General features: G+C 43.8%; 22 protein-coding genes and 1 riboswitch. Of the genes, 5 read left to right on the top strand and 17 right to left on the bottom strand.

Annotation, left to right across the window (positions count from 1 at the left end):
• Positions 1 to 116: 116 nt before the first annotated feature.
• The 4 genes from ACZ49W_RS04260 to ACZ49W_RS04245 form a co-directional block, all read right to left on the bottom strand.
• Positions 117 to 872, bottom strand: coding sequence for an ABC transporter permease (locus ACZ49W_RS04260; protein WP_464814091.1), 756 nt, complete (start codon positions 870 to 872; stop codon positions 117 to 119).
• Between the two features lie 77 nt (positions 873 to 949).
• Positions 950 to 1052: riboswitch (TPP riboswitch) on the bottom strand.
• Positions 1053 to 1097: 45 nt separating this feature from the next.
• Positions 1098 to 3047, bottom strand: coding sequence for an ABC transporter permease (locus tag ACZ49W_RS04255; RefSeq protein WP_464814090.1), 1950 nt, complete (start codon positions 3045 to 3047; stop codon positions 1098 to 1100).
• A gap of 1 nt (position 3048) precedes the next feature.
• The gene (locus ACZ49W_RS04250) at positions 3049 to 3801 is read right to left on the bottom strand and encodes an ABC transporter ATP-binding protein (protein ID WP_464814089.1); all 753 of its coding nucleotides are present in this window, start codon (positions 3799 to 3801) and stop codon (positions 3049 to 3051) included.
• Positions 3802 to 3816: 15 nt separating this feature from the next.
• Complete coding sequence (locus ACZ49W_RS04245) at positions 3817 to 4755, bottom strand: S41 family peptidase (RefSeq protein WP_464814088.1); 939 nt, start codon at positions 4753 to 4755, stop codon at positions 3817 to 3819.
• A gap of 166 nt (positions 4756 to 4921) precedes the next feature.
• On the opposite strand from ACZ49W_RS04245, the gene ACZ49W_RS04240 reads away from it, so the two are divergent.
• Positions 4922 to 5623, top strand: coding sequence for a PASTA domain-containing protein (locus ACZ49W_RS04240; RefSeq protein ID WP_464814087.1), 702 nt, complete (start codon positions 4922 to 4924; stop codon positions 5621 to 5623).
• Between the two features lie 24 nt (positions 5624 to 5647).
• Here the strand turns inward: ACZ49W_RS04240 and trmFO are convergent, their stop codons facing one another.
• Positions 5648 to 6979 (bottom strand): methylenetetrahydrofolate--tRNA-(uracil(54)-C(5))-methyltransferase (FADH(2)-oxidizing) TrmFO, encoded by a 1332-nt coding sequence (gene trmFO, locus ACZ49W_RS04235; RefSeq protein WP_464814086.1) that lies wholly within the window; start codon positions 6977 to 6979, stop codon positions 5648 to 5650.
• 182 nt (positions 6980 to 7161) lie between these two features.
• Between trmFO and ACZ49W_RS04230 the strand changes: the two genes are divergently transcribed.
• Together ACZ49W_RS04230 and ACZ49W_RS04225 are read left to right on the top strand one after the other, a co-directional pair.
• Positions 7162 to 8046: a transporter substrate-binding domain-containing protein gene (locus ACZ49W_RS04230; protein WP_464814085.1), complete on the top strand. Its 885-nt coding sequence runs from the start codon at positions 7162 to 7164 to the stop codon at positions 8044 to 8046.
• 70 nt (positions 8047 to 8116) lie between these two features.
• The gene (locus ACZ49W_RS04225; RefSeq protein WP_464814084.1) at positions 8117 to 9001 is read left to right on the top strand and encodes a transporter substrate-binding domain-containing protein; all 885 of its coding nucleotides are present in this window, start codon (positions 8117 to 8119) and stop codon (positions 8999 to 9001) included.
• Between the two features lie 62 nt (positions 9002 to 9063).
• Here ACZ49W_RS04225 and ACZ49W_RS04220 read toward each other — a convergent pair whose 3' ends face one another.
• Genes ACZ49W_RS04220 through ACZ49W_RS04195 form a run of 6 tightly spaced genes read right to left on the bottom strand, consistent with a single transcriptional unit; the run spans position 9064 to position 12805 of the window.
• Positions 9064 to 9411 carry a VOC family protein gene (locus ACZ49W_RS04220; protein ID WP_464814083.1) on the bottom strand — a complete coding sequence of 116 codons (348 nt, stop codon included), beginning with the start codon at positions 9409 to 9411 and terminating at the stop codon, positions 9064 to 9066.
• An 11-nt stretch (positions 9412 to 9422) separates the two neighbouring features.
• Positions 9423 to 10019: a ribosome biogenesis GTP-binding protein YihA/YsxC gene (gene yihA / locus ACZ49W_RS04215; protein ID WP_464814082.1), complete on the bottom strand. Its 597-nt coding sequence runs from the start codon at positions 10017 to 10019 to the stop codon at positions 9423 to 9425.
• A gap of 15 nt (positions 10020 to 10034) precedes the next feature.
• The gene (gene clpX / locus ACZ49W_RS04210; protein ID WP_464814081.1) at positions 10035 to 11261 is read right to left on the bottom strand and encodes an ATP-dependent Clp protease ATP-binding subunit ClpX; all 1227 of its coding nucleotides are present in this window, start codon (positions 11259 to 11261) and stop codon (positions 10035 to 10037) included.
• 15 nt (positions 11262 to 11276) lie between these two features.
• Positions 11277 to 11447 carry a hypothetical protein gene (locus ACZ49W_RS04205; RefSeq protein WP_464814080.1) on the bottom strand — a complete coding sequence of 57 codons (171 nt, stop codon included), beginning with the start codon at positions 11445 to 11447 and terminating at the stop codon, positions 11277 to 11279.
• A gap of 2 nt (positions 11448 to 11449) precedes the next feature.
• The gene (locus tag ACZ49W_RS04200; RefSeq protein ID WP_464814079.1) at positions 11450 to 11947 is read right to left on the bottom strand and encodes a dihydrofolate reductase; all 498 of its coding nucleotides are present in this window, start codon (positions 11945 to 11947) and stop codon (positions 11450 to 11452) included.
• A gap of 18 nt (positions 11948 to 11965) precedes the next feature.
• Positions 11966 to 12805: a thymidylate synthase gene (locus ACZ49W_RS04195; RefSeq protein WP_464814078.1), complete on the bottom strand. Its 840-nt coding sequence runs from the start codon at positions 12803 to 12805 to the stop codon at positions 11966 to 11968.
• 340 nt (positions 12806 to 13145) lie between these two features.
• Here ACZ49W_RS04195 and ACZ49W_RS04190 point away from each other — a divergent pair, with 340 nt between their 5' ends.
• Together ACZ49W_RS04190 and ACZ49W_RS04185 are read left to right on the top strand one after the other, a co-directional pair.
• Positions 13146 to 14321 (top strand): hydroxymethylglutaryl-CoA synthase, encoded by a 1176-nt coding sequence (locus ACZ49W_RS04190; RefSeq protein WP_464814955.1) that lies wholly within the window; start codon positions 13146 to 13148, stop codon positions 14319 to 14321.
• Entirely contained in the window at positions 14318 to 15589 is a 1272-nt protein-coding gene (locus ACZ49W_RS04185) for a hydroxymethylglutaryl-CoA reductase, degradative (RefSeq protein WP_464814077.1), read from the top strand. Before ACZ49W_RS04190 ends, ACZ49W_RS04185 begins: the two co-directional genes overlap by 4 nt.
• Positions 15590 to 15606: 17 nt before the next feature.
• Here ACZ49W_RS04185 and ACZ49W_RS04180 read toward each other — a convergent pair whose 3' ends face one another.
• The 6 genes from ACZ49W_RS04180 to cls all read right to left on the bottom strand — a co-directional run bounded on the left by ACZ49W_RS04180 (position 15607) and on the right by cls (position 22755).
• Positions 15607 to 16461, bottom strand: a complete 855-nt coding sequence (locus ACZ49W_RS04180; RefSeq protein ID WP_464814076.1) for an alpha/beta hydrolase — start codon at positions 16459 to 16461, stop codon at positions 15607 to 15609.
• A complete protein-coding gene (locus ACZ49W_RS04175) occupies positions 16454 to 17752 on the bottom strand; it encodes a PTS transporter subunit EIIC (RefSeq protein ID WP_464814075.1) in 1299 nt (432 codons plus the stop codon). The genes ACZ49W_RS04180 and ACZ49W_RS04175 overlap by 8 nt, the downstream gene beginning before the upstream one ends.
• 268 nt (positions 17753 to 18020) lie before the next feature.
• Positions 18021 to 19289, bottom strand: a complete 1269-nt coding sequence (locus tag ACZ49W_RS04170) for a nucleobase:cation symporter-2 family protein (protein WP_464814074.1) — start codon at positions 19287 to 19289, stop codon at positions 18021 to 18023.
• On the bottom strand, positions 19289 to 19870 hold the full coding sequence (locus tag ACZ49W_RS04165; RefSeq protein WP_464814073.1) for a xanthine phosphoribosyltransferase: 582 nt from the start codon (positions 19868 to 19870) through the stop codon (positions 19289 to 19291). Before ACZ49W_RS04165 ends, ACZ49W_RS04170 begins: the two co-directional genes overlap by 1 nt.
• A 16-nt stretch (positions 19871 to 19886) precedes the next feature.
• A complete protein-coding gene (gene guaC, locus ACZ49W_RS04160) occupies positions 19887 to 20870 on the bottom strand; it encodes a GMP reductase (RefSeq protein WP_464814072.1) in 984 nt (327 codons plus the stop codon).
• 286 nt (positions 20871 to 21156) lie between these two features.
• Entirely contained in the window at positions 21157 to 22755 is a 1599-nt protein-coding gene (cls, locus tag ACZ49W_RS04155) for a cardiolipin synthase (protein ID WP_464814954.1), read from the bottom strand.
• Positions 22756 to 22766: the final 11 nt, after the last annotated feature.

Genomic DNA, 22766 nt, shown 5'->3' with positions numbered 1-22766 from the left:
GGCTTGAGCAAGCTGTTGCTAAAGCTCTTGTTCTATCTACCGAGGATTATGCGTCCGACCTAACACCTCTTATCTGTTTTTAATGGGTGGCATCTGCATTCCTTTTTCTAAAATGTTTAATGTTTCCACTTGATGACATATCTTTCACTGATGTCCACCAGTTTCATTCCCAAGAGACTAATCAGGGAAATGAGGATAATAATGGCAAACATGGTATCGTACTCAAAGAGCTTTTTTGACTGGATCATATAGACCCCAAGCCCTTCAAAACCACCGAGCCACTCCGATACCACCGTTGTAATAAAGGCATAAGAGACACTGACACGCAGACCAGCGTAAAAGTAAGGGAGGCTTGAAGGAATCTTCAAATGCCAGAGGATTTGAAAACGACTGGCCTTCATCAACTCAAAGAGCGTCAGCATATCCTTGTCACAATGCCGAAAGCCATCTAGAATACTGACCAAAATGGGAAAGGTCACCGTTAGGATAATCAACACAATCTTTGGCAGCATCCCATATCCCAGCCACAAGACCAGGATAGGGGCGATGGCAATGGTGGGGATGGTCTGGATAACCACCATGGCAGGGTAAATCATATCATAGAGCCATGAAAAACGATCCATCACCGCAGCCAGCACAATGGCAAGAAGAACGCCCAAACCAAGCCCCAAGAGCGCCACCTTGATGGTCGCAAGCCCGTGATAGAAGAGCATATCCCTATCTCTGACAAAAGCTTCTAAAATCTCAAAGGGAGAGGGCAGGATAAACTTAGGTAGCGCGTGCAAAAAGCCCATCCCCTGCCAAAAACCAAGAAATAAAACAAATCCAATCAAGCCGATATGCCGTCTGATGCCTTGTCTCCATCCATTCATTTGCTTCTCCTTTCTCTTTAAAATCTAGGACGAGCGAACTAAAAAAAGACACTCCTCCCATGGAAGAGTGTCTTCATTCTTTGAATGAAACGAATTCCCTACGCTGGCATTACCCAGATCAGGTGCGGTCGAAGCTTACGCTTCCTCTCAGACTGTACACAGACTCCCATTACATTTTCAATGATAGCGCAATCATTCTGAAAAGTCAACTGATTGATTTACCAATTAAGAATTTGTTCTTCGCTCAATCAAACGGTAATAGGTTCTGCTCGTCAGACGATAGATGATAAAGTAAATCAGAGAAATCACGATAACCGTGATACCAGACACCCAATATACGAGGGCAGTATCCGTCACGCCAAAACCTTTTAGCATAGAACTAAGGATAGGGAGTGCCACCATAAAGTGAATAACGGCTAACACCAAAGGCATAAAGAAGAGCATGAGTACTTGCGAATTGATGGAGGACTTGATGTCTGATAGGCTCATTCCTACCTGCTGTAAGATATGATAGGATTTTTTATCCTCTTGTCCTTCGGAGAGTTGCTTATAGTAGATGATCATGGCTGCACCAAGGATAAAATTGATTCCTAGAATCACCCCAATAAAGAGAAGCTCTCCAAAGAAACCAAAGGCATCATCGAGATAATCTTCTCTCGTCTCGATGCTTAGCGTTTCATCCTTGACGCTAGCTTTTAGTTTATTTTGATCGGTTTTGGAAAGGTCAGCCATGGTAGTGTAGGTTGTGTTTAAAAGAGGCTGCTTGGTACTGGTTTGATAACGCTCTTTCATGGCTTGAAAGACGTGGTCGTCTTTAACCACGATGAGGGCGCTATCGATAAAGGCAACCAGATTGTTCACATTTTTCACTTGAGAGGGTTGTTCCACTACTTGGTAGGAAGTCCCAAACCAGTTGAGCTGATTAAGGTTGTGTTTAGGCGCATAGATGGCGATTTCATTGTCACCTAAATCATGCTTCAGATGGTTGCCCAAAGCCTTGAAGTCATCCTCAAGCACCACTGTTGCCACAGCAAAATTACCCGAGGATTTGGCAGCGTTTAGGCTGTCTTGGTTGATACTCCAGTCTTTTTGGAAATGAGGCAGTTGATACATTTCGCTCTGATAGGTCGTAAAAGCGTCTTTAGACACGCTATGATAGACCTGCTCGTCAAAGAGAGCGAGTGCTTCTGCTCTAGACGTTTTATCCACTTCTACCACTGTATTTTTGGGGTAGTATTGCTGCGCTAGATGGTTGACATTGGTATAGAGCACAGTGGTGGACGCTAGTGTCACAAAGGACATCGTAGCCAAGATAGTGATGGTAGCAAGTCCTGCTGCGTGCTGTTTCATGCGAAAGAGCATCTGTGAGATGACCATGAAATGCTTGGGTTGATAATAATAGCGCTTGTTTTTGCGGCGCATTTTCAGATACCAAGTAGTAAAACTGATATAAAAGAGGTAAGTCCCAAGAATCACCAAGATAACCGCCAAAAAGAACTTATAGACAACGAGGATATCAATCTTATTGCGATAAAGGATTGAAATGGTATAACCCGCTCCCAAAAAGAGAATACTAAGGAGAGCAAGAAAGCTATTGCCACGCGGCTCTTTTTCACCAGTTTCTTTTGCCCGCAACAACTGAAGTCCAGATGAGCGCAAGATACGAATAACCGTCACGCCTTCTAAGCCAAGGAAAATCAAGGAAAAAATCCCGATATTTGTGAGATACGCTAAGGGCGAAAGGGCAAAGGCAAGGCTCTTAACTTTAATCACATTGACAAAGATAAGGTATAAAAAGTTAGCCAAAACCGTTCCTAAAACACTCCCCAAGATAAGGGTGAGGATAAAGAGAAAGGTAAGCTCTAAGGTCACAACGAGGAGCAACTGCCCCTTATTCATACCAAGGATATGATAAAGACCAAAGGCACGACTGCGTTGCCGCATCAAAAATTGATAGCTATAAAGGGCGAGAATAGCGGTAAAAATCATCATGACCCAAACACCCAGACCTAGCGCTAGATTGACACTACCAGAAGTGGAGTTGGCTGTTGGTTCCATTAGGATGAGTAATAAACTGAGGAGCATGATAAAACTCGTGACCGACACAAGGATAAAAGGAATAAACTGACCAAGAGATTGCTTGATATTTTGAAAAGCTAGTTTCAAATAAAACATCCTACTCACCTCCTAGGATAACCGACATGCTAAGGGAGATGTCCCGACTGAAATCTTGCTGACTACGCTCTCCCTTATGCAATTGGTGGAAGATCTGACCGTCTTTGATAAAGAGGACACGGCTCGCGTGACTAGCGGCATTGGCTGAGTGGGTTACCATGAGAATGGTCTGTCCTTTTTGGTTAATGGTTTCAAATAGCTGGAGTAAGCGCTCTGAGTTGCTATAATCTAGAGCAGCTGTCGGCTCATCTGCAAGGAGGAGCTGAGGGCTGGTCATCAGACTTCTGGCGATGGCGACCCGCTGCTTTTGCCCACCAGATAGCTCAAAAGGACGCTTATTGAGCAAGTCTTTGATGGATAACAAAGGAGCCAGTTGTTGAAGGCGATGTTCCATCTCCTTGGGACTGCGTTTGGACAAGACCATGGGGAGATAGATATTATCTCTGACGGATAGGGTATCTAGCAAATTAAAGTCTTGAAAGACAAACCCCAAGTGGTCTAGGCGAAATTGGGCTAGACGACTATCCTTGATTTGCGTGATGTCTTGGCTATTAAGATAGACCGAGCCGTTGGTTGGTTTTTCAAGGGTCGCAAGGATATTGAGTAGCGTGGTCTTCCCTGAACCGGACTCTCCCATGATAGCGATAAACTCACCCTCATGCACGGTGAAAGAAACATCCTTCAAGGCTCTGGTCTCTTCTTTAGAAAAGCGAGTACGGTAAATTTTTTGTAATTGGTTAATTTCTAATAACATGCTAAACTCCTTTGATTATTCATTGTGGTTAAGGTAGGCCCTAGCCTCCTCAAGGGGATGATTGCTGATATGTTCTGGTTGGATAGGGGTATTGAAATAAGAGTTTCCCTCACGATCTTTTAAGCTAGCAACAGTGAGATTAAGCCTTGTGCCATCATAGAGCAAAAAAGTACGATTAACAGATGTGTAACCAGCACTGACTTTTCCCCAAAAACTAACGTGAGGTAAACCTTTAAAGGATAAGGCTGTGATTTCCCCTGAACTTGCGGTTTGTTTATCGAGTAAAATTGCAACAGGAACAGACTTCTTGCCTTGCTTTGCTAAACGGATAGACGGTTCTGCTGAGAAACGCCCGTCTTTCAAAATCCAGTCCTGCTCTTTTCCTCTTTGATCGATGGATTTTAGTAGAGAGCCGTCTGGCAAAAGGCTAGACACCGATAGAATCATAGGTGTCAGATTGCCTCCCCTATTTCCCCTCAAATCCAGAATAACAGCTTTGTAAGATTCACTGAGTAGGGCTGTATTCACCTTGTTTGCATAGGTTTCTTCTTGTTTCTGATCTAAATCTAGCATTTCCGGCAGGTGTATATAGAGTAAATCATCGTCTAAACGCTTGATAACAGGAAGTTGCTCCGCTTCTTTTATCGTTTCTTGTTTTGCACTATCTAAAAAGGAATGCTCGCTCCCTCCAATCTTAGCTGCTTGCTCTATAAGAGGGTAAGTATCTTGGATTGTTTTAGACTTCTTCAGTTCACGAAGAATAACGGAACGTTCTCGATTCCAATTCTCTTGATGACTTCTTAGCCCTTCACGATCAATGAGCTGAATCGCTTCTGTTGCATAACGTTGGGGCGAAGGGGGAATCAGCCAAAACCCAAATCGTGGACCCAGCCAGTAAAGTAAACCACTGAGCAAGATAAGAGCAAGACCAAAAATTTTCAGCCAACGTTTCATTTGTCAAACCTCCTTTTGTTCTAATGTTTTGATACATCTAGTATAACACTTCAAGTGGCCCTCTAACCTTACAACTTGAGACGGATTTCTTACAATTTTGTAAGGTTAGAACAGACAAAGGCTGACATTTTTGTTATAATCATAGCCGAAAACAAAGGAGACACATATGACTAAACAAGCAAAAACATCTATCGGCAAGGTCTTTGGTAATGTGACCAAGGTGCTGGGTTTACTCGATACGGTCGAAATCGTCGGTAAAGTCACAGATAGTGCCATGCCCATCGTTACTAAAGCCCTAGATCGCCACCACGAACACCAAAAAAGTCTCGTACGACTCGATGATGTCACTCATCTAGAGCGACATACAGCTCAGGCTTATCTGGAAGAGCAAGGCTTTGTCGTCAGCCAAGTCCTTGCTAAGCCGAGTCTCAAATGGCATACCGCTAAAATCGATGAAGTCGTTGGCATGAGTCCAAAGCCTAGTAAATTGCCTAAAGGGGCACTTGTGAAGCTCTATTATGTCGATGAGGCTCTGGTTACTGCTAGTCAAAAGCTCACACAGGTGCCAGATTTGATAGGAACAGACCTTTTTCGAGCAGAGCAAGTTCTCGAAGAGCAAGGTTTTCGCCTAGTGCGAGAGTTGCTCCCTGCCAAAGCCAGCTATCATGACAAGCGCCCTTTTAGCGTTCTTAGCATGACTCCAAGACCCAACCGTATTCAGACCAGTCTAGCTAAAGGCAGCATCATCAAACTCGGCTACATCGATAACGAAACCCTTGAAAAAAGCCGACAGCTAGCCAAACATAAGGGGCTTGATGTAACCAAGCTATCTAAACAAGCAAAAGATTGGCTCAAGAATAAACAGTAAAAAAGAGGGGCTTCCCTCTTTTTCTTATGCTTCTAAATATGGTTCTAAGTCTTCCAAAGCACGTTTGGCGATAGCTTCATAGCGCTCTTTTTTATCACGAATGCGTGGACCATCCAACTCTTTGATAATACCAAAGTTGACATTCATGGGTTGGAAATGCTTGCTTTCGGTATGGGTAATATAGTAAGGCAAACTACCGATAGCCGTCGTACGTGGAAAGACCACTTCTTGTTCTTCTTTAAAGAGGCGAGCGGCATTAATACCAGCCACCAAACCACTAGCTGCCGACTCCACATAGCCCTCAACACCTGTCATCTGACCGGCAAAAAAGAGATTAGCTTGCTTCTTAGATTGGAAGGTCTGGGTTAAAAGATTAGGCGAATCCATATAAGAATTGCAATGCATAACCCCGTAACGAACAAACTCCGCATTTTCTAAGCCTGGAATCATAGAAAAGACTCGTTTTTGCTCTCCCCACTTGAGGTGAGTTTGAAAACCAACAATATTGTACAGACTCCCTGCAGCATTATCTTGGCGCAACTGCACCACAGCGTAAGGGGTCTTGTAGTCGCCATCACGCGGTCCCTTATAGTCGTCTGGATACTCTAGCCCAACTGGTTTCATCGGTCCATAAAGCATGGTCTTGACCCCACGCTTGGCCATGACCTCAATGGGCATACAGCCCTCAAAATATTTTTCCTTCTCAAAACTATTGAGCGGTGCTTCTTCAGCATTGATCAAAGCTTCTTGAAAAGCGAGAAACTCCTCTTTGGTCATAGGACAGTTGAGATAAGCTGCCTCCCCTTTGTCATAGCGCGATTTGAGATAGACCTTGTCCATATTGATGCTAGCCACATCCACAATCGGTGCTGCCGCATCATAGAAATAAAAACCATCTCCCTCGTTAAGGGCATGAATTTTTTCTGCCAAGGCATCACTGGTCAAAGGACCAGTCGCAATAATGGTAATGGCGTCTTCTGGTAGCTCTGTGATCTCTTCACGCACCACCTCAATCAAAGGATGATTAGTGATGGTTTGCGTCACAAAATCAGAAAAACCGTCACGGTCAACTGCCAAAGCCCCTCCAGCTGGAACACGGGTGCTTTCAGCTGCCTGCATAATAACCGAATCCAAACGGCGCATCTCTTCCTTTAAAAGCCCGACAGCATTGGTTAGCGCATCCCCACGTAACGAATTGGAACACACTAACTCCGCAAAACCATCCGTCTTATGTTGCGGGGTTGGTTTCACCCCACGCATCTCATAGAGGCGAACAGGAATACCACGCTTGGCGATTTGATAAGCCGCCTCACTACCAGCTAGCCCTGCTCCAATAACATTGATATAATTTTTCACAGTCTTCTCCTTGTTTTTATCGTCCTTTCATTATATCATAAAACCTAAAAAAACGGGAAAACAAGCTCTTTTCTCATTGTGCTGCTGGTTTAGAAAGTAAAATCATAAAAAAATCTTGTAAGCGATTAAAAAATATGATATGATAAATGAGGTAAAAATATTTGATTTTCAAAGGAGTTTTTATGAAAAAACGTCATATTGTCCTCACTTTGGGGATGGCTACTTTACTCGCTGCTTGTTCTAGCCAAGGTTCTAAAAGCAGCTCGTCTGATGCAACAGTCTGGGATAAGATCGAGAAAAAAGGCGAACTCGTTGTCGCAACACCAACCACTTATCGTCCAACTTCTTACTATGATGACAATAAAAAATTGGTCGGCTATGAAGTGGACATGATGAAAGCCATCGGTGAGAAACTAAAAGTCAAAGTCAAATTTGTCGAAACAGGATTTGACCAAGCCTTTTCTTCTGTTGACAGTGGTCGTGTTGATGTGTCTCTTAACAACCTTGACATCACACCAGAACGCCAAGAAAAATATAACATCTCTACGCCTTATAAGTACGGAGTCGGGGGCGCTATTGTCCGTGGTGACGGGACTTCTGGCATTGAGAAAAAAGACCTTAGCGATTGGAAGGGCAAAAAAGCTGCGGGTGCAGCTGGCACTAACTTTATGAAGATCGCTAAAAAACAAGGGGCTGAACTGGTGACTTATGATAATGTTGACGGTGACGTTTACCTTAACGATGTGGCAAATGGTCGTACTGACTTCATTCCAAACGACTATGTCGCTCAAAAACTCTTCGTTGATGCGATGAAGGAAAAAAATCCTAATCTCAATGTTAAGATGAGCGATGTCCTCTACAACCCAAGCGAAAACGGTATCATCATGAGCAAGAAAGACAAATCTCTTGTGAAGAAAATCGATGCTGCTATTGATGAGATGAAAAAAGACGGTAGCCTTAAAAAACTCTCTGAAAAATACTACAACGGTCTTGATTTGACCAAACCATTTGAATCAAACGAAAAAATCCCTGTGATCGACATCTCAGACGTCAAAGACGCAGGATAAGCCTTAACCACAACAAAGGGCCTATGGCCCTTTTTCACTAAACCATTATGAAAATGAATAGGAAAATATCATGAAAACAAAAACTATCATCACCCTCTTAGGAGCTAGTCTCCTACTAAGCGCTTGTTCTAGCCAATCTAAGACGAGCCAATCAACAACGACCCTAGACAGCATCCAAAAGAAAGGCGAACTCTTAGTCGCAACCCCGACCACCTACCGTCCAACTTCCTACTACGATGACAAACACGAACTGGTCGGCTACGAAGTGGACATGATGAAAGCCATTGCCGAAAAACTCAAGGTTAAGGTCAAGTTTGTTAAACTCGGCTTCACCGAATCTTTCTCAGCCCTTGATAGCGGGCGCGTGGATGTGTCACTCAACAACTTTGACATCAGCAAGGAATACCAAGACAAATATAACGTCTCAACCCCTTACAAATACGGAGTAGGGGCGGAAATCGTCCGTGCAGACGGTACTTCTCACATTGAGAAAAAAGACCTCAGCGACTGGAAAGGCAAAAAAGCCGCGGGTGCTTCTGGGCGTAGCTATATGAAGATTGCTAAAAAACAAGGGGCTGAGCTAGTCATCTATGACAATGTTGATGGCGACGTTTACCTCAACGACGTCGCAGATGGCAGAACCGATTTTATCCCTAACGACTATATCGCGCAGAAACTCTTTATCGATAGTGTCAAAAAGAAAAATCCTAATCTCAATGTCAAGATGGGAGATGTTTACTACAACCCAACGAAAAATGGCATCCTCATGAGCAAAAAGGATAGCTCTTTGGTCAAAGAAATCGATAAGGCGATTGACGAGATGAAAAAAGACGGCAGCCTTAAAAAACTCTCTGAAAAATACTACCAAGGTAATGATGTGACTAAACCATTTGAAGCGCCAGATGGTGGGAAAATTCCTGTCATTGATTACAGTGACGTCAAAGATGCAGGATAGACGTGTGAATACCGGATAATCAAAAAGAGAAAATCCAATGGATTTTCTCTTTTTCGATGCCTTTATCTCTCTTCTAAGCGATAATAGTCAATTGTCAATTTTCCTGGTCCTTGAACCAAGCCAGAGTAGGTGCCCCAATCTGTTGCTTGAGCTTGCTGTAAGATGGTAAAGCCAGCTCCTTTAAGACGCTTTATTTGAGCATCCACATCCGCCACTTCAAGATGAAGCGTCGCAAGGGTTTCTTTGGAATGTTCCTCAGAAACAGGTAGAAGCATCACTCCGAAATCATCCAGTGTCCACTGGGAAAAGGTCTCATCAGCATAATCGGCTGCGGTTTCAAATAAGACTTCAAAATCTTGGTTAGCCTTTGGTAGATCTGCAACAATAAGCGTTATCTGATTGAGCTTCATTTCTTTTTCTCCTACAATTTTCCTAAAATGCTGTCCCAAGCGGCATCATAACCGACTCTCGTTTCAGATGAGAAGATGATAAAATCATCTGCCGGATCAAAATTCAGAGCTTTTTTAATCATCGCCTCATGCTTATTCCATTTGCCACGCGGAATCTTATCAGCTTTTGTCGCAACAATAATCGTCGGAATCTCATAATATTTGAGAAACTCATACATCTGAACATCTTCTTTTGATGGGGCGTGTCTAAGATCAACGAGGCTAACGACAGCTTCTAGGTTATCTCTATGGACCAAGTATTCCTCAATCATCTTGCCCCACTTGGCACGCTCGGTCTTTGAGACCTTGGCATAGCCGTAGCCAGGAACATCGACAAAACGAATTTTTCCATCAATATTGTAGAAATTTAATAATTGCGTTTTTCCTGGTTTTCCAGAGGTTCTGGCCAAGTTTTTACGCCCTAAAAGGGTATTGATAAAACTTGATTTTCCCACATTGGACCGCCCAGCTAAAGCAATCTCAGGCAAATCATCATCTGGATAATGCGAACGATTGGCTGCACTGAGCTGCAAATCGGCATTGTGGGTATTTAAGACTTGTTCTTCCATCCGAAGTCCCCCTTGCTAGGCGGTTTCTAAGATTGGCTCTGCCAACCCTTCGACAGCCTCTTTGGTGATAATGACCTTGGTCACATCTTCCTTACTTGGCACTTCAAACATGACGTCTAGCATGATCTCCTCGATAATAGAACGTAGTCCCCTAGCTCCTGTTTTTCTCTCAATCGCCTTTTCAGCAATCGCTTTTAGAGCATCGGCTTCAAAGTCCAACTCCACCCCATCGTAAGACAGCAAGGTTTGGTATTGTTTGACCAAGGCATTGCGAGGCTCGGTCAAAATGCGCACCAAATCTTCTACCGTTAATTGCTCAAGGGCTGCCAAAACTGGGAGACGCCCGATAAATTCAGGAATAATCCCAAATTTTTGAATATCTTCGGAGATGATTTCCTGCATATAAGAAGCATCATCATCAATCTTACGGTTATTTTGCCCAAAACCAATCACCTTTTCTCCCAAGCGCTGTTTGACGATGTCTTCAATCCCATCAAAGGCTCCACCAACGATAAAGAGAATGTTTTTGGTATTGATTTGAATCATTTCTTGATGCGGGTGCTTTCTGCCACCTTGTGGTGGGACGTTGGCAACCGTTCCTTCGACAATCTTAAGAAGCGCCTGTTGCACCCCTTCACCAGAAACATCACGCGTAATGGAGACATTCTCGCCTTTCTTGGCGATTTTATCAATTTCATCGATATAAATGATGCCACGCTCTGCTCGCTCGATGTTGTAATCAGCTGCTTGGATGAGCTTGAGGAGGATATTTTCGACATCTTCACCCACATATCCCGCTTCTGTCAGAGCGGTTGCATCCGCCATGGCAAAAGGCACATTAAGACTTTTAGCTAGGGTCTGTGCTAAAAAGGTTTTTCCTGAGCCGGTCGGACCGATCATGAGGATATTAGATTTTTGCAAATCCACATCCTTGTCCTCTCTGCTTTCAGCAAAGCTAATGCGTTTGTAATGGTTGTAAACAGCGACTGCTAATGCACGCTTGGCACGGTCTTGTCCAATCACATAATGGTTAAGAATGTGCAGCAATTCCTTTGGTTTTGGTACTTCGGTCAAATCCGCCAAGACCTCCTCAGCTAGTTCTTCACGGATGATTTCTTGGGATAATTCCACACATTCATTACAGATAAAGACGCCATTTCCTGCAATGATTTTTTGAACTTCTTCTTGACTTTTACCGCAAAATGAGCAGTAAACATTGTCTTGTGTTCTATTTCCAGTCATTTTTCGTTATTCTCCTTAAAATAAGGTGCCATAAAAGGCATGGATAGTATTCACTAAATTGGTAAAGGCATTGAGCAAAAAGATGACACCTAAACCATGGCGATTTTTACGAAAGGCAGGGATAGCAGCAAGCACGCAGATGACGCAAAGGGCTGCGGTAAAAACTCCAAAAATACTGCGTTGCATGCTTATCTCCTCCTAAAGCGATTGACGGTGAAATCATAGGCGTTTTTCTTATCTTTGGGATAAACCACCTCATCGATCAAGTCAAATAAGGACCAGTCTAACGCTGGAAAGACGGTATCACCTGCAACTTCTGCATCCACTATGGTCTGAAGGAGTTCATCATAATAAGGCTCAAAGGCTTGAAAAACCTGACTGCCTCCTGTGATATAGAGGGTCTTTTCCTGCTGTTGATACCAAGAAAGAACCTGCTCAATGCTATGAAAAACCTTGACACCTTCCATCTCAAAATCCTTGTCCCGTGTCAAAATTAGAATCTCACGCTGTGTCAACAAACGACGGTTCATGCCGTCAAAGGTCACGCGTCCCATCAAAATAGCTTGATTTAAAGTGGTTTCTTTGAAATGAGCCAACTCCTTTGGCAGATGCCAAGGCAGGCGACCATCTTTTCCGATCACCTGATTCTTATCTTGCGCCCAGATGGCAACGATTTTTTTGGTCATGCCCTGTCCTCTTTCTTCCTAGATGGCTAGGTCAAACTTGAGTTGGGGTTTGACCGGCTCATAATCAACTAATTCAAAATCCTCTGGCTTGATGTCAAAAAAGTTAGTGCTATCAGGCACATTGAGCAACAAGCGCGGCTGACAATCAGACGGAGTACGACTCAACAGCTCTTTTGCTTGTTCAAATTGGTTGTCATAAATGTGGAGATTATTGACAAAGTAAAAGAACTTGCCCACCTGCCAACCAAAATGCTTGGCAATCATCATCTGAAGCGCCACATACTGCATGGCATTGATATGGTGCGCCACCAGCATATCGTTGCTACGCTGGGTTAGGGTCGCATCTAGGTAAATGGTGTCGCCGATTTTTCTCACATCAAACATGGTTTGAAAGGCACAAGGCAACAAGCCTTCTGTCCGCTCAAAAGCGTCATAATCCCAAAGGGAGATGACATTTCGACGATTCCACGGATTTTCCTCCAACTGTTTGAGGAGCTTATCGATAATGGCATGGTTTTTCACAACCGCTCCATAACGCTCACCAATGGTTCCAGTTTCTCCCACTTCCCAGTCGTTCCAGTAGCTAACCCCGTACTTCTCATTGAGTACAGAAAGGCTGTTGCTCTGGTCTTGGTAAATCCAAAAAATCTCCTTGATGGCAGACTTGATAGGAATAGGACGAAGTGTGGTGATGGGAAACTCTCCTTTTGCCAAATCATAGACGGCAAAACTCCCTGTGATATACTTGGAATGAGCGGTTTTTCCATCCTTGTACTTAGGACGAGCCTGCTGACTCATGACCCCTTCTTCCATAATCATTTGAATGTTTTGTTTGAAAATCTCATCTGCTTTTGTCATAATGCCCTCAATTTGTGTTACTTCTAGCTATTTTACCGAAAATAGACAAAAAAAGCTACTAAAAAACGTGTCTTGGCATTTTAGAAAGTACATGACGGATTTGTAAATCAAAAAACGCTCCTAGAAGCGTTTCAAGTGCTTATATTCTCTTGGTTTTCCTTGCTATAAGGGGGAAAAAATCACTAAGTCAGTGTTTTAGAAAGCGCTTATCAACGTGCGCTTGTGCGGTTTTTAGACACCTTGATGGGAGCTGCCAAGGCGTGTGACGTTTTTTGTGAGGCGATTTTTAGTTTTTATGCTAAAATAAGAACGATAAGAATGAGGAGACTTATTTATGACAATGATTGGAATTGATAAAATTGGCTTTGCAACGCCAAAATATAAACTTGATTTAACGGATTTGGCTCTGGCTAGACAGACCGACCCAGAAAAATACCACTCGGGACTGTTGCTTGATGAGATTAGTATCGCGCCTATTAGCGAAGACATCGTCACTCTAGCTGCTTCTAGTGCCAAGGATATCTTGACCAAAGATGATCGTGAAAGCATTGATATGGTCATTGTTGCCACCGAAACAGGGATTGACCAAAGTAAGGCAGCGGCAGTTTATGTGCATCATTTGCTGGATATCCAGCCCTTTGCCCGCTCATTTGAGGTCAAGGAAGCCTGTTATAGTGCGACAGCTGCCCTTCACTATGCCAAACTGCATATTGAAAAATCCCCTGAGTCCAAGGTTCTCGTCATTGCCAGTGACATCGCTAAATACGGGATTGCTTCTGCGGGCGAGCCAACTCAAGGCGCTGGTAGCGTTGCTATGCTCATCACAAGTCATCCACGTATTCTCGCTTTTAACGATGACAATGTCGCACAAACCCGTGACATCATGGATTTTTGGCGACCAAACTATTCTGACGTTCCTATGGTGGATGGTCTCTACTCGACCAAGCAATACCTTGACTCGCTCAAAACGACCTGGAAGGAATATCAAAAACGAACAGGCCTGACTTTAGAGGACTTTGCTGCCTTTTGTTTCCATATTCCCTTCCCTAAACTAGCCCTCAAGGGTCTAAACAAGATTATGGATCGCTCGTTGACACCTGAGAAAAAAGAGGCCTTGAGCCTTGCTTTTGACGACTCCATTCGTTACAGCAAGCAGGTCGGCAACATCTATACTGGCTCGCTTTACTTAAGTTTTCTTTCTCTCCTAGAAACGAGTTCTACCCTCAAAGCAGGGGATCGCATTGGCTTTTTCAGCTATGGCAGTGGTGCTGTTTGTGAAATCTTCAGTGGACAATTAGTGGACGGTTATAAAGACATGCTTTTGGCCAACCGTCAAGAAAATCTTGATAAACGTACAGCCTTGAGCGTTGAGGAATACGAAACCCTCTTCTACGAAAAGCCTCAATTCGATGATAAGGGAGATGCGGCCTTCTCCTCTTATGATAAAAATGCCTTCTACCTCTCTGGCATGACAAACCACCAACGCCAGTACAAAAACACTGAGGAAGACGCATGAGCTTAAAAGGATTTGCAAAAAAAGCACCCAAAGATCGTCAAGATATGCTGGCTGACAGCTATCTGACACCAGATAGCCAAAGCATTTTGAAAAACCAAGAAACCTTAGCACTTGAGCTTGCGGATAACATGGTTGAGCAGGTCGTTACTACCCACGCCCTTCCCTTTGCTGTGATTTCAGATGTGGAGGTGGATGGCACAAACTACCAAGTCCCTATGGTGACCGAGGAACCCTCTGTTGTGGCAGCTGCTCAGTTTGCTAGCCAAATCATCAAACGTTCTGGCGGCTTTGCCACACAAGTTCACGATAGGCAGATGATTGGTCAAGTAGCCCTCTATGATGTCCCAGATTTCAAGCAAGCGACGGCTGCCATTCAAGAGGCAGCCACTCACCTTTTAGAACTCGCCAATCAAGCCTATCCCTCTATCGTCAAAAGGGGAGGCGGTGCTCGCTCTCTTTGGGTCAAAAAAGCTGGGATCCATCCCTCTTTTCTCATCGTTTATGTGGCTATTGACACCAAAGAAGCCATGGGAGCCAACATGATCAACACCATGATGGAAGCCTTGAAAGCCCCTCTGGAAGCCTTGAGCGCAGGACAAGCGCTGATGGGGATTTTGTCCAATTATGCCACACAGTCTTTGGTCACGGCTAACTGTGACATCCCTTATCGCCTGCTAAGCCGAGAAAAAGGGCAAGGAGAGATAATCGCTAGGCGCATTGTCTTAGCTGATGAGCTTGCTAAGGTAGATCCTCACCGCGCAGCAACCCACAATAAAGGAATTTTCAATGGTATCGATGCTATGGTCATGGCGACAGGAAATGATACCAGAGCCATTGAGGCGGCTGGGCATAGCTATGCTTGTCATAGTGGAAGCTATCAAGGATTGACCCAGTGGGAACTTGATGCAGACAAGCAAGTCTTGCGTGGCAGCCTAACCCTACCCATGCCGATTGCAACCAAAGGGGGCTCTATTGGCATCAATCCCAGCGTTCGTCTGGCTTTTGATCTCTTGGGAGAACCTGACGCAAAAACCTTAGCCAGCATCATCGTTTCCGTTGGGCTTGCTCAAAATTTTGCTGCTCTTCGGGCCTTGGTGACAACCGGCATCCAAGCAGGGCACATGAAACTGCAAGCCAAGTCTCTCGCCCTTCTTGCTGGCGCTAAAGATGAGGAAGTTCCTGCTTTGGTGTCGCTTCTCACTCAAAATAAGCCGATGAATCTTGAAAAGGCTAAAGAGGGGCTCAGGCAATTAAGAAAATCTATCTAAAACAAACCCATCCTTATTTAGGATGGGTTATTGTTATTATTACGGTTGATGGTTTGGCGCTCTAAAATATTTTGTTGGATAAGGCTTACGACCTCATCGTTGGTAGGTAAGTCCGAGTGCTGAGCGTCTTCACCAGTAACGGTGACTTCGGTATATTTCTTTGCCTGTCCTTGATAGATATACTTTCCTGCAGATACGCTGGCATCTGGGACCAGCTCGTCAGAATCATAGGTAATGGTCCCTGCTACCGAGTACATGATAAGGCTGGTGGGAATGGTCTTTCTATCTGCGATAAAGTCCGCTAACATCTCTGACTTGTTATTGATATTGGTTTCGTTGAAGTTATAGGGCGTTCCGATGGTCATGAGCTTTTTGAGGTCAATGTCATAATCTGCTAAATAATTTTCAATAAAGGCGGTATAGATGAGCCCACCGTTGGAGTGAGCCACCCCTTTAAAATTATTAAAATTATAGCGATTTTGTAGCGCCTCAAAGGCTTGGTTGACCATCTGAGCTTGTTTTTTGATATTGTTATAGCCATCTTTATTGTTTTCAAAGCCAATCACAATCACAGGCTCATTATCATTGGTAGCAATGCGTCCATTGTAGGTGATAGTCCCATTGTTCCAGACCTTGACCTTGAGGAGGCTATGCTTAACCCCTCGTCTATTTTGATTGAGTTTATTCACCAGACCATCAAAACGATTTTCCGTAGCAGAGCTCCCCGGTATCATGATAATGGGAGAAAGTCTTGAGTTATAAAATTTATCAACCGCCTTAATATTATCCTTGGTCCAGTAATAAGACGGAATGGCTAGTCCAACTAAACCGCAGATGACCAGCGCAAATAACCATTTCATCCCTTTAGTCATGGGCTTCTCCTTTCTCATCTAGTTCTTCTAGGCAAGCATGAAGATAATTATTGTACTTGATAAATGGCAGATAAAGCAAGACGTCTAAGATAAAGAGCAACAGACCAAATCCTAGAGCTCTAAGACTCCCACCTGTACCGATAAAGGCATAAAGGACACTGGGTGTCCCGTTTGGAACGGGATAGACACTAGGAGGAATGAGACCGAGTTTTAAGCCCGCAGCAGCTAGAAGAACATTAATCAGTGGAATAAAGACAAAAGGAATCAAGAACAAGACGTTAAAAAAGAGAGGAATCCCCACCATAAAAGCGACGCTATGGTTGAAAAGGGTTGGAAAAAGGCTGGCTGCTGCCACCTTACGATCCTTGGGATTTCTAGCGTGGAGAATGGTGGCGACCAAGCAAGCCAAGGTTGCTCCTAAACCTGAAAAGCTACCATAAGCCGTATAAAGGGTGGTATCTGTGAACAAGTAAGGAATATCACGAATAGAATCTGATTCCAAAGCGGCTTTGAGGTTGGCTAGGGCGTAGTTATCAGTGATAAAGGGAACTTCGTTAAAGGGATTGCTATTGCCAAGCCAAGCTGAAAGACTCTTGAAGGTTGTGTTTAAAAGCACATTGATCACATTGTGCCGATGGATCAAAAGACTGGTAAAGAAATTGTTAACCGCACTGAGAATATTGAAAGCTGAAAGCAAATAAAAGACAAGATTAAGCCCGATAGCGATCAAAAAGGTATAAATCACAGGACGGATGGTTCTTGGCTGGTAGATATAGTGCTGATCTCTTAGCCGGTCATCTGCTTTATGACTACTAAGACGAAATACCTGTCCCACAAGATAACCCATAACAATGGCGAAAAACAGATTGATATTGACTGGAAGATTGATACGAGTGAGATTACCATCATTTAAAAAGCCATCAAAAAGAGTTCTAGAGCTGATAATCAAGGAAAAAATCAAGGCTGTCACCCCTGCTGTGGTCGTACTTCTCCCGTAAGTTCCCACCGTATAACGCGCTGCAAAATAAGTGGCCAAGGGAGCGGTTAAACCAGCTAATAAGGCTGTAAAATTCGTCAGTAGCCGGCCTGTTTGGGTGAAAAAGGGAAACCAGCGACCAACCCCAAACAACTGGTTGAGATAAGCATAATCTGAAAACAACATTTCAGAAAGACTTAGGGTAATGGTGGCACACAGGAAAAATGGAAAAAGAGAGACCAAAGTGGCTTGTGTCACTTGAATCAATCGCATTCGTCGCATACTTAGTAAAGCAGCCAGTAAATGATGTTTCATGACGGACCTTTCTAACGTTACTATTGCCTTTGATTTTAGCATAGATTTGTGAAAAAGACAACTCAATCTATTTTGCAGAAATATATTTATGTAAAATAAGAGCATCACTTTATCCGAGCATAAAAAAGCTACTTGGCACACTTGTGCAAGTTTAAGTCCTGTGGCTTATGCCTTTTCTAGGAACTCCAGTTTTCAATCGCCTAGTAATGGCTAGGATTGTCCCCTCAACGAAAATAAAAAAGAGCGGTATTCACCGCTCTGCTTTGATTTATTTGGTCTTATTGCGATAAAAGACAAGGTTTAAAAAAATAGATAAGACTGTCGCAATCACGATTCCATTGGTCAAAAACATCTGAAGACCATCTGGCAGGCTAGAAAAGAGGGAGGTCCCACTAAAGCCAACCCCTGCTGCGACAGAAACCGCTGCAATGATAAAATCATGCTCATTTTTCTTGAAATCCACTTCATTAAGAATAGACATCCCTTGAAGGGCCACCATCCCAAACATGACCAGCATTCCACCACCTAGTACAGGACTTGGAATCATCTGCGCTAGCGCACCAAACTTTGGAAAGAGACCAAGAATGATTAAAAAGGCAGCTGCATAATAAATTGGACGGCGGGTCTTGATCCCAGAGAGTTTCACCAAGCCTACATTTTGAGAAAAGCCGGTATAAGGGAAGGTATTAAAAATACCACCAAGAAGAACCGCAAGCCCTTCTGCTCGGTAGCCGTTACCTAGGCGTTTGCTGGTAATCGGGTCATCTGTGATTTCAGACAGGGCATAATACACTCCTGTTGACTCCACCAAGGATACCGTCGCGATGATACACATCATCAAACTAGAGGTCCACTCAAATTTTGGCACACCAAAATAGAAAGGAACTGGAATATGAACCATCTTGGCTTGTAAGACAGGGGTCACATCGACAAGGCCCATGCCGGCTGCAACAAAGGTTCCCACCACAAGCCCAATCAAGATAGAAATTGACTTGACAAATCCCTTGGTAAAGGCGTTAATGGCGAGGATAATAGCTACGGTCAAAAGAGCCAAAATCATGCTTTGAAAGGTCGGTTTGTCCACGTTATTGCCCATATTTCCAATAGCAACTGGAATCAAGGTCAATCCAATGGTGGTAATCACCGAACCTGTCACGAGTTTTGGAAAGAAGCGAGCAATCTTAGAGAAAATCGGTGCCACAAGGATGACGTATAGACCAGAGACAATCAAAGCGCCAAACATGGTGCCACTGTCAAACTGTTTCCCGATAATAGACAAAGGCGCAACCGATTGAAAGGCGACCCCCAATACAACAGGGAGCCCAATCCCTAGATGTTTGGACATGTGAACCTGCAAGAGCGTTGCCACCCCACACATGAAAATATCGGTAGAAATCAAGTAAGTCAGCTGCTCAGACGAGTAGCCTAGTGCACTAGCAATGAGGATAGGCACAAGGATAGAGCCTGAATACATGGCTAGCAAGTGCTGCAAGCCCAAAACTGCGGACTGGGAATGAGAATGTTCGTTTTGTGTCATTATGCATCTGCCTCCAAGAATTGTACCTTACCATCAACAAATTGTCCTAGTCTAGCCAGTGACACGACCCGAATGCCCTTAGCTTCTAAGAGTTTTCGACCGTCTTGGAAAGATTTTTCAATGACAATCCCAACACCTTCAACCTTGGCACCTGCTTGTTCGATGATGTCAATCAAGCCCTTGGCTGCCTGACCATTGGCTAGGAAGTCATCGATGATTAAGACCTTATCATCGGATGACAAAAACTTGCTAGCGATAGACACGGTACTGGTCACCTGCTTGGTAAAGGAATAGACCTCAGCGGTCAAGATACCTTCTGTCATGGTAATATTTTTAGACTTTTTGGCAAAAATCATGGGAACACCCAAAACTTCTGCGGTATAGAGAGCTGGCGCGATACCAGAGGCCTCAATCGTCACGACCTTGGTAATGCCTGCCTCTTGAAAGACATCTTTGAAAACCTGTGCCATAGCTTTCATCAACTGAGTATCCACCTGATGTGTTAAGAAACTATCCACCTTGAGGATGTTTTCTCCCAAGACTTGACCCCTATCTAGGATATGTTGCTCCAATACTTTCATCTGTTTTCTTCACCTCTTATAAAGAATCGCCATTCCAAATAGAATTTTTCACAATGACATAATCCACGTGACGCAGACTAGCAATGTCCTTGCCTCCTGCGTAGGAGATAGAGCTTTGTAAGTCTTCTTTCATTTCTTGCAGGGTATCTGCCAGATGCCCCTTGGTGGCAAGGAGGATTTTCTTGCCTTCAACATTTTTATGCTCCCCTTTTTGGTATTCAGAAGCAGAACCAAAGTATTCCTTATAGGTCTCGCCATCTACTTCTACTACTGTCCCTGGGCTTTCGATATGACCAGCAAAGAGGGAACCAATCATAACCATACTCGCACCAAAACGGATAGACTTGGCGATGTCACCGTGAGTTCTGATTCCACCGTCTGCGATGATTGGTTTTCTTGCGGCCTTAGCACACCAGCGTAGAGCTGCTAGCTGCCAACCGCCAGTTCCAAATCCTGTCTTAACCTTAGTGATGCAAACCTTACCCGGACCGATGCCCACCTTTGTTGCGTCAGCTCCGGCATTTTCAAGTTCTCTCACAGCTTCTGGTGTGCCGACATTTCCTGCGATGACAAAGGTTTTCGGCAATTCTTTCTTAATATGGCGAATCATCTCAATCACGCTATCAGAGTGACCATGAGCGATATCAATGGTGATAAACTCAGGAGCATCTTCCTTGAGGGAGGTCACAAAATCATACTCATAGTCTTTGACCCCAACAGAAATCGACGCTATCAAACCTTGCTGGTGCATGCGTTGGATAAAATCCTTGCGAGTGGTTTCTTCAAAACGGTGCATGATGTAAAAGTAGCCATCCTTAGCCAACTGCTCGGCGATGTTTTCATCAATGATGGTTTGCATATTGGCTGGAATGACGGGGAGTTTGAAGGTATAACCGCCAAATTCAACACTGGTATCTACCTCCGAACGGCTCTTGACGATACACTTGTTAGGAATTAACTGAATATCTTCGTAATCAAAAATGGGAAATTCATTTAACACGGTGTGTCTCCTTTTAAATAACTAATGTTTATAGTCCTATTTTAAACCATTATCCATGATTTGTCAATTTTACAAATCACGATAGAAAAAACGTTCGCTTTTATTCTTAACAAAAAAGAACCCCTTGTCCGAAAACAAGGGGTGAAAGGCACCACTCTCGTGATGTGCTTGACTGGTTCACACAATCAAGCAACGTCCGCTCCTGCGTTAATGACGTCCTCATGCTAGACAAGGTTTGTCGAAACAAACCTACATCGACTCATCGCATATAACTATTATAACACAATCACAGCAAAGGTGCAATCGTTTTGACCAATAATCCTATCACACGCGTGCCTAAACTTTCTTCCCTTAAGCTGTCAAGTGTGACCTCACGACAGGATTTGAGAGTATCTTCAAAATCAGCTTCAATCTGGCGAATCGCAGGCACTTGATACATATACACCCCGCACTCAAAATGATGATAAAGACTGCGGTAATCAAGGTTAATCGTGCCGACAACAGCCTTCATGCGATCGCTGACAAAGACCTTGGCATGGACAAAACCGGGGGTGTATTCGTAGATTTTGACCCCTGCTTTCAACAAGGCTGGATAATAGGTCTTAGCAAGAGCGTAAGGGACAGGCTTATCCGGAATCCCTGGCATGATGATTTTCACATCAACTCCACGTTCAGCAGCAAACTGAAGCGCATGTTCCAACTCACTGTCTAAAATCAAGTATGGCGTCATGATGTGCACATACTCCTGCGCTTGGTTTAAGATATCTACATAAACGTTTTCTCCGACCTTATCACTATCCAGCGGCGAATCGCCATACGGAATCACATAACCTTGACCGGCAATCTGAGGCGTTTGCGACTTGTTGAGGTAGTCGGTGAAGTCCAGCTCTCTTTCCGTGATGGACCACATTTGTAAGAACAAAATGGTAAAGACATCTACGGCTTGACCTTCTAGCATAATAGCAACATCCTTCCAGTGCCCAAAGCGGTCAATATAGTTGATATACTCATCTGCAAGATTGACCCCACCTGTAAAGGCGACTTTGCCGTCAATCACCACAATCTTTCTGTGATCACGGTAGTTGTAATAGGTCGAAATAAAGGGTGAAATGGGAGAAAAGGCTTTGGCTTTGATGCCAATATCAGCCAGACGCTTGGCGTAGTCAAACGAAAGCGTGGAAAATTCATTCATGCCATCATAAAGCACCCGCACCTCGACGCCTTCTCTGACCTTTTGCTCCAAAATCGTGAGAATCTCTCCCCACATGACCCCTTCTGCAATGATAAAGTATTCGAGAAAAATGAAATGCTTGGCTTTTTTGAGCTGTTCTTTTAGAGCTTCAAACTTCTCTTCACCACTCTTAAAATAGGTGACCTTAGTGCCTTTATAGACAGGGAAATGATCCCTCGTGCGCTGGAAGTAACGAACCAAATTATAGGTGGTGGAGTGACCACGCTTCAGCTCATCGACCACCTGCTGATTTTCAACGAGGTAGGGTCTGCTCACATCTGTTAGATAGGCTAAGCGATTTTTCAAACTGCGATAGCCCCAATCAAACTTGGTATAAGCGAGGAACAAGACGCCACCTAATGGCGCTATCATAATCAAAATCAGCCAAGTAATTCGAGAGAGGGCATCCATCTCACTATTGACCAAATAAAGCACCGCCAAGACTTCCAAGAGAATCTCAATCGCTCTGAAATACACTTCGTACTGACTAAACCAATAAAAGCTAGCCAGCAACATCAAGACTTGTAGCAAAAGAAGCAAAGAAATGATTGTGGTTCGACTAAAAATACCCCGTAAAAAGCTCTTTTTCCCTTTATGAAGAAGACGTGTGATTTGTGTTTTTGTTGTGTTGGATTGCTGTGTGTTGTCCACCATTCCTTTCCTTT

The sequence above is a fragment of the Streptococcus sp. STR1/CE/0325 genome (assembly GCF_055386095.1).
The sequence above is the reverse complement of the archived record's forward strand: the minus strand, read 5'-3'. Positions and strand labels throughout refer to the sequence as shown.

Bases quoted from the DNA above. Each gene is read 5' to 3' on its own strand.
- ACZ49W_RS04260 (WP_464814091.1), bottom strand. From the start codon at position 872: ATGAATGGATGGAGACAAGGCATCAGACGGCATATCGGCTTGATTGGA.
- ACZ49W_RS04255 (WP_464814090.1), bottom strand. From the start codon at position 3,047: ATGTTTTATTTGAAACTAGCTTTTCAAAATATCAAGCAATCTCTTGGT.
- ACZ49W_RS04250 (WP_464814089.1), bottom strand. From the start codon at position 3,801: ATGTTATTAGAAATTAACCAATTACAAAAAATTTACCGTACTCGCTTT.
- ACZ49W_RS04245 (WP_464814088.1), bottom strand. From the start codon at position 4,755: ATGAAACGTTGGCTGAAAATTTTTGGTCTTGCTCTTATCTTGCTCAGT.
- ACZ49W_RS04240 (WP_464814087.1), top strand. From the start codon at position 4,922: ATGACTAAACAAGCAAAAACATCTATCGGCAAGGTCTTTGGTAATGTG.
- ACZ49W_RS04230 (WP_464814085.1), top strand. From the start codon at position 7,162: ATGAAAAAACGTCATATTGTCCTCACTTTGGGGATGGCTACTTTACTC.
- ACZ49W_RS04225 (WP_464814084.1), top strand. From the start codon at position 8,117: ATGAAAACAAAAACTATCATCACCCTCTTAGGAGCTAGTCTCCTACTA.
- ACZ49W_RS04220 (WP_464814083.1), bottom strand. From the start codon at position 9,411: ATGAAGCTCAATCAGATAACGCTTATTGTTGCAGATCTACCAAAGGCT.
- yihA (WP_464814082.1), bottom strand. From the start codon at position 10,019: ATGGAAGAACAAGTCTTAAATACCCACAATGCCGATTTGCAGCTCAGT.
- clpX (WP_464814081.1), bottom strand. From the start codon at position 11,261: ATGACTGGAAATAGAACACAAGACAATGTTTACTGCTCATTTTGCGGT.
- ACZ49W_RS04205 (WP_464814080.1), bottom strand. From the start codon at position 11,447: ATGCAACGCAGTATTTTTGGAGTTTTTACCGCAGCCCTTTGCGTCATC.
- ACZ49W_RS04200 (WP_464814079.1), bottom strand. From the start codon at position 11,947: ATGACCAAAAAAATCGTTGCCATCTGGGCGCAAGATAAGAATCAGGTG.
- ACZ49W_RS04195 (WP_464814078.1), bottom strand. From the start codon at position 12,805: ATGACAAAAGCAGATGAGATTTTCAAACAAAACATTCAAATGATTATG.
- ACZ49W_RS04190 (WP_464814955.1), top strand. From the start codon at position 13,146: ATGATTGGAATTGATAAAATTGGCTTTGCAACGCCAAAATATAAACTT.
- ACZ49W_RS04185 (WP_464814077.1), top strand. From the start codon at position 14,318: ATGAGCTTAAAAGGATTTGCAAAAAAAGCACCCAAAGATCGTCAAGAT.
- ACZ49W_RS04180 (WP_464814076.1), bottom strand. From the start codon at position 16,461: ATGACTAAAGGGATGAAATGGTTATTTGCGCTGGTCATCTGCGGTTTA.
- ACZ49W_RS04175 (WP_464814075.1), bottom strand. From the start codon at position 17,752: ATGAAACATCATTTACTGGCTGCTTTACTAAGTATGCGACGAATGCGA.
- ACZ49W_RS04170 (WP_464814074.1), bottom strand. From the start codon at position 19,289: ATGACACAAAACGAACATTCTCATTCCCAGTCCGCAGTTTTGGGCTTG.
- ACZ49W_RS04165 (WP_464814073.1), bottom strand. From the start codon at position 19,870: ATGAAAGTATTGGAGCAACATATCCTAGATAGGGGTCAAGTCTTGGGA.
- cls (WP_464814954.1), bottom strand. From the start codon at position 22,755: ATGGTGGACAACACACAGCAATCCAACACAACAAAAACACAAATCACA.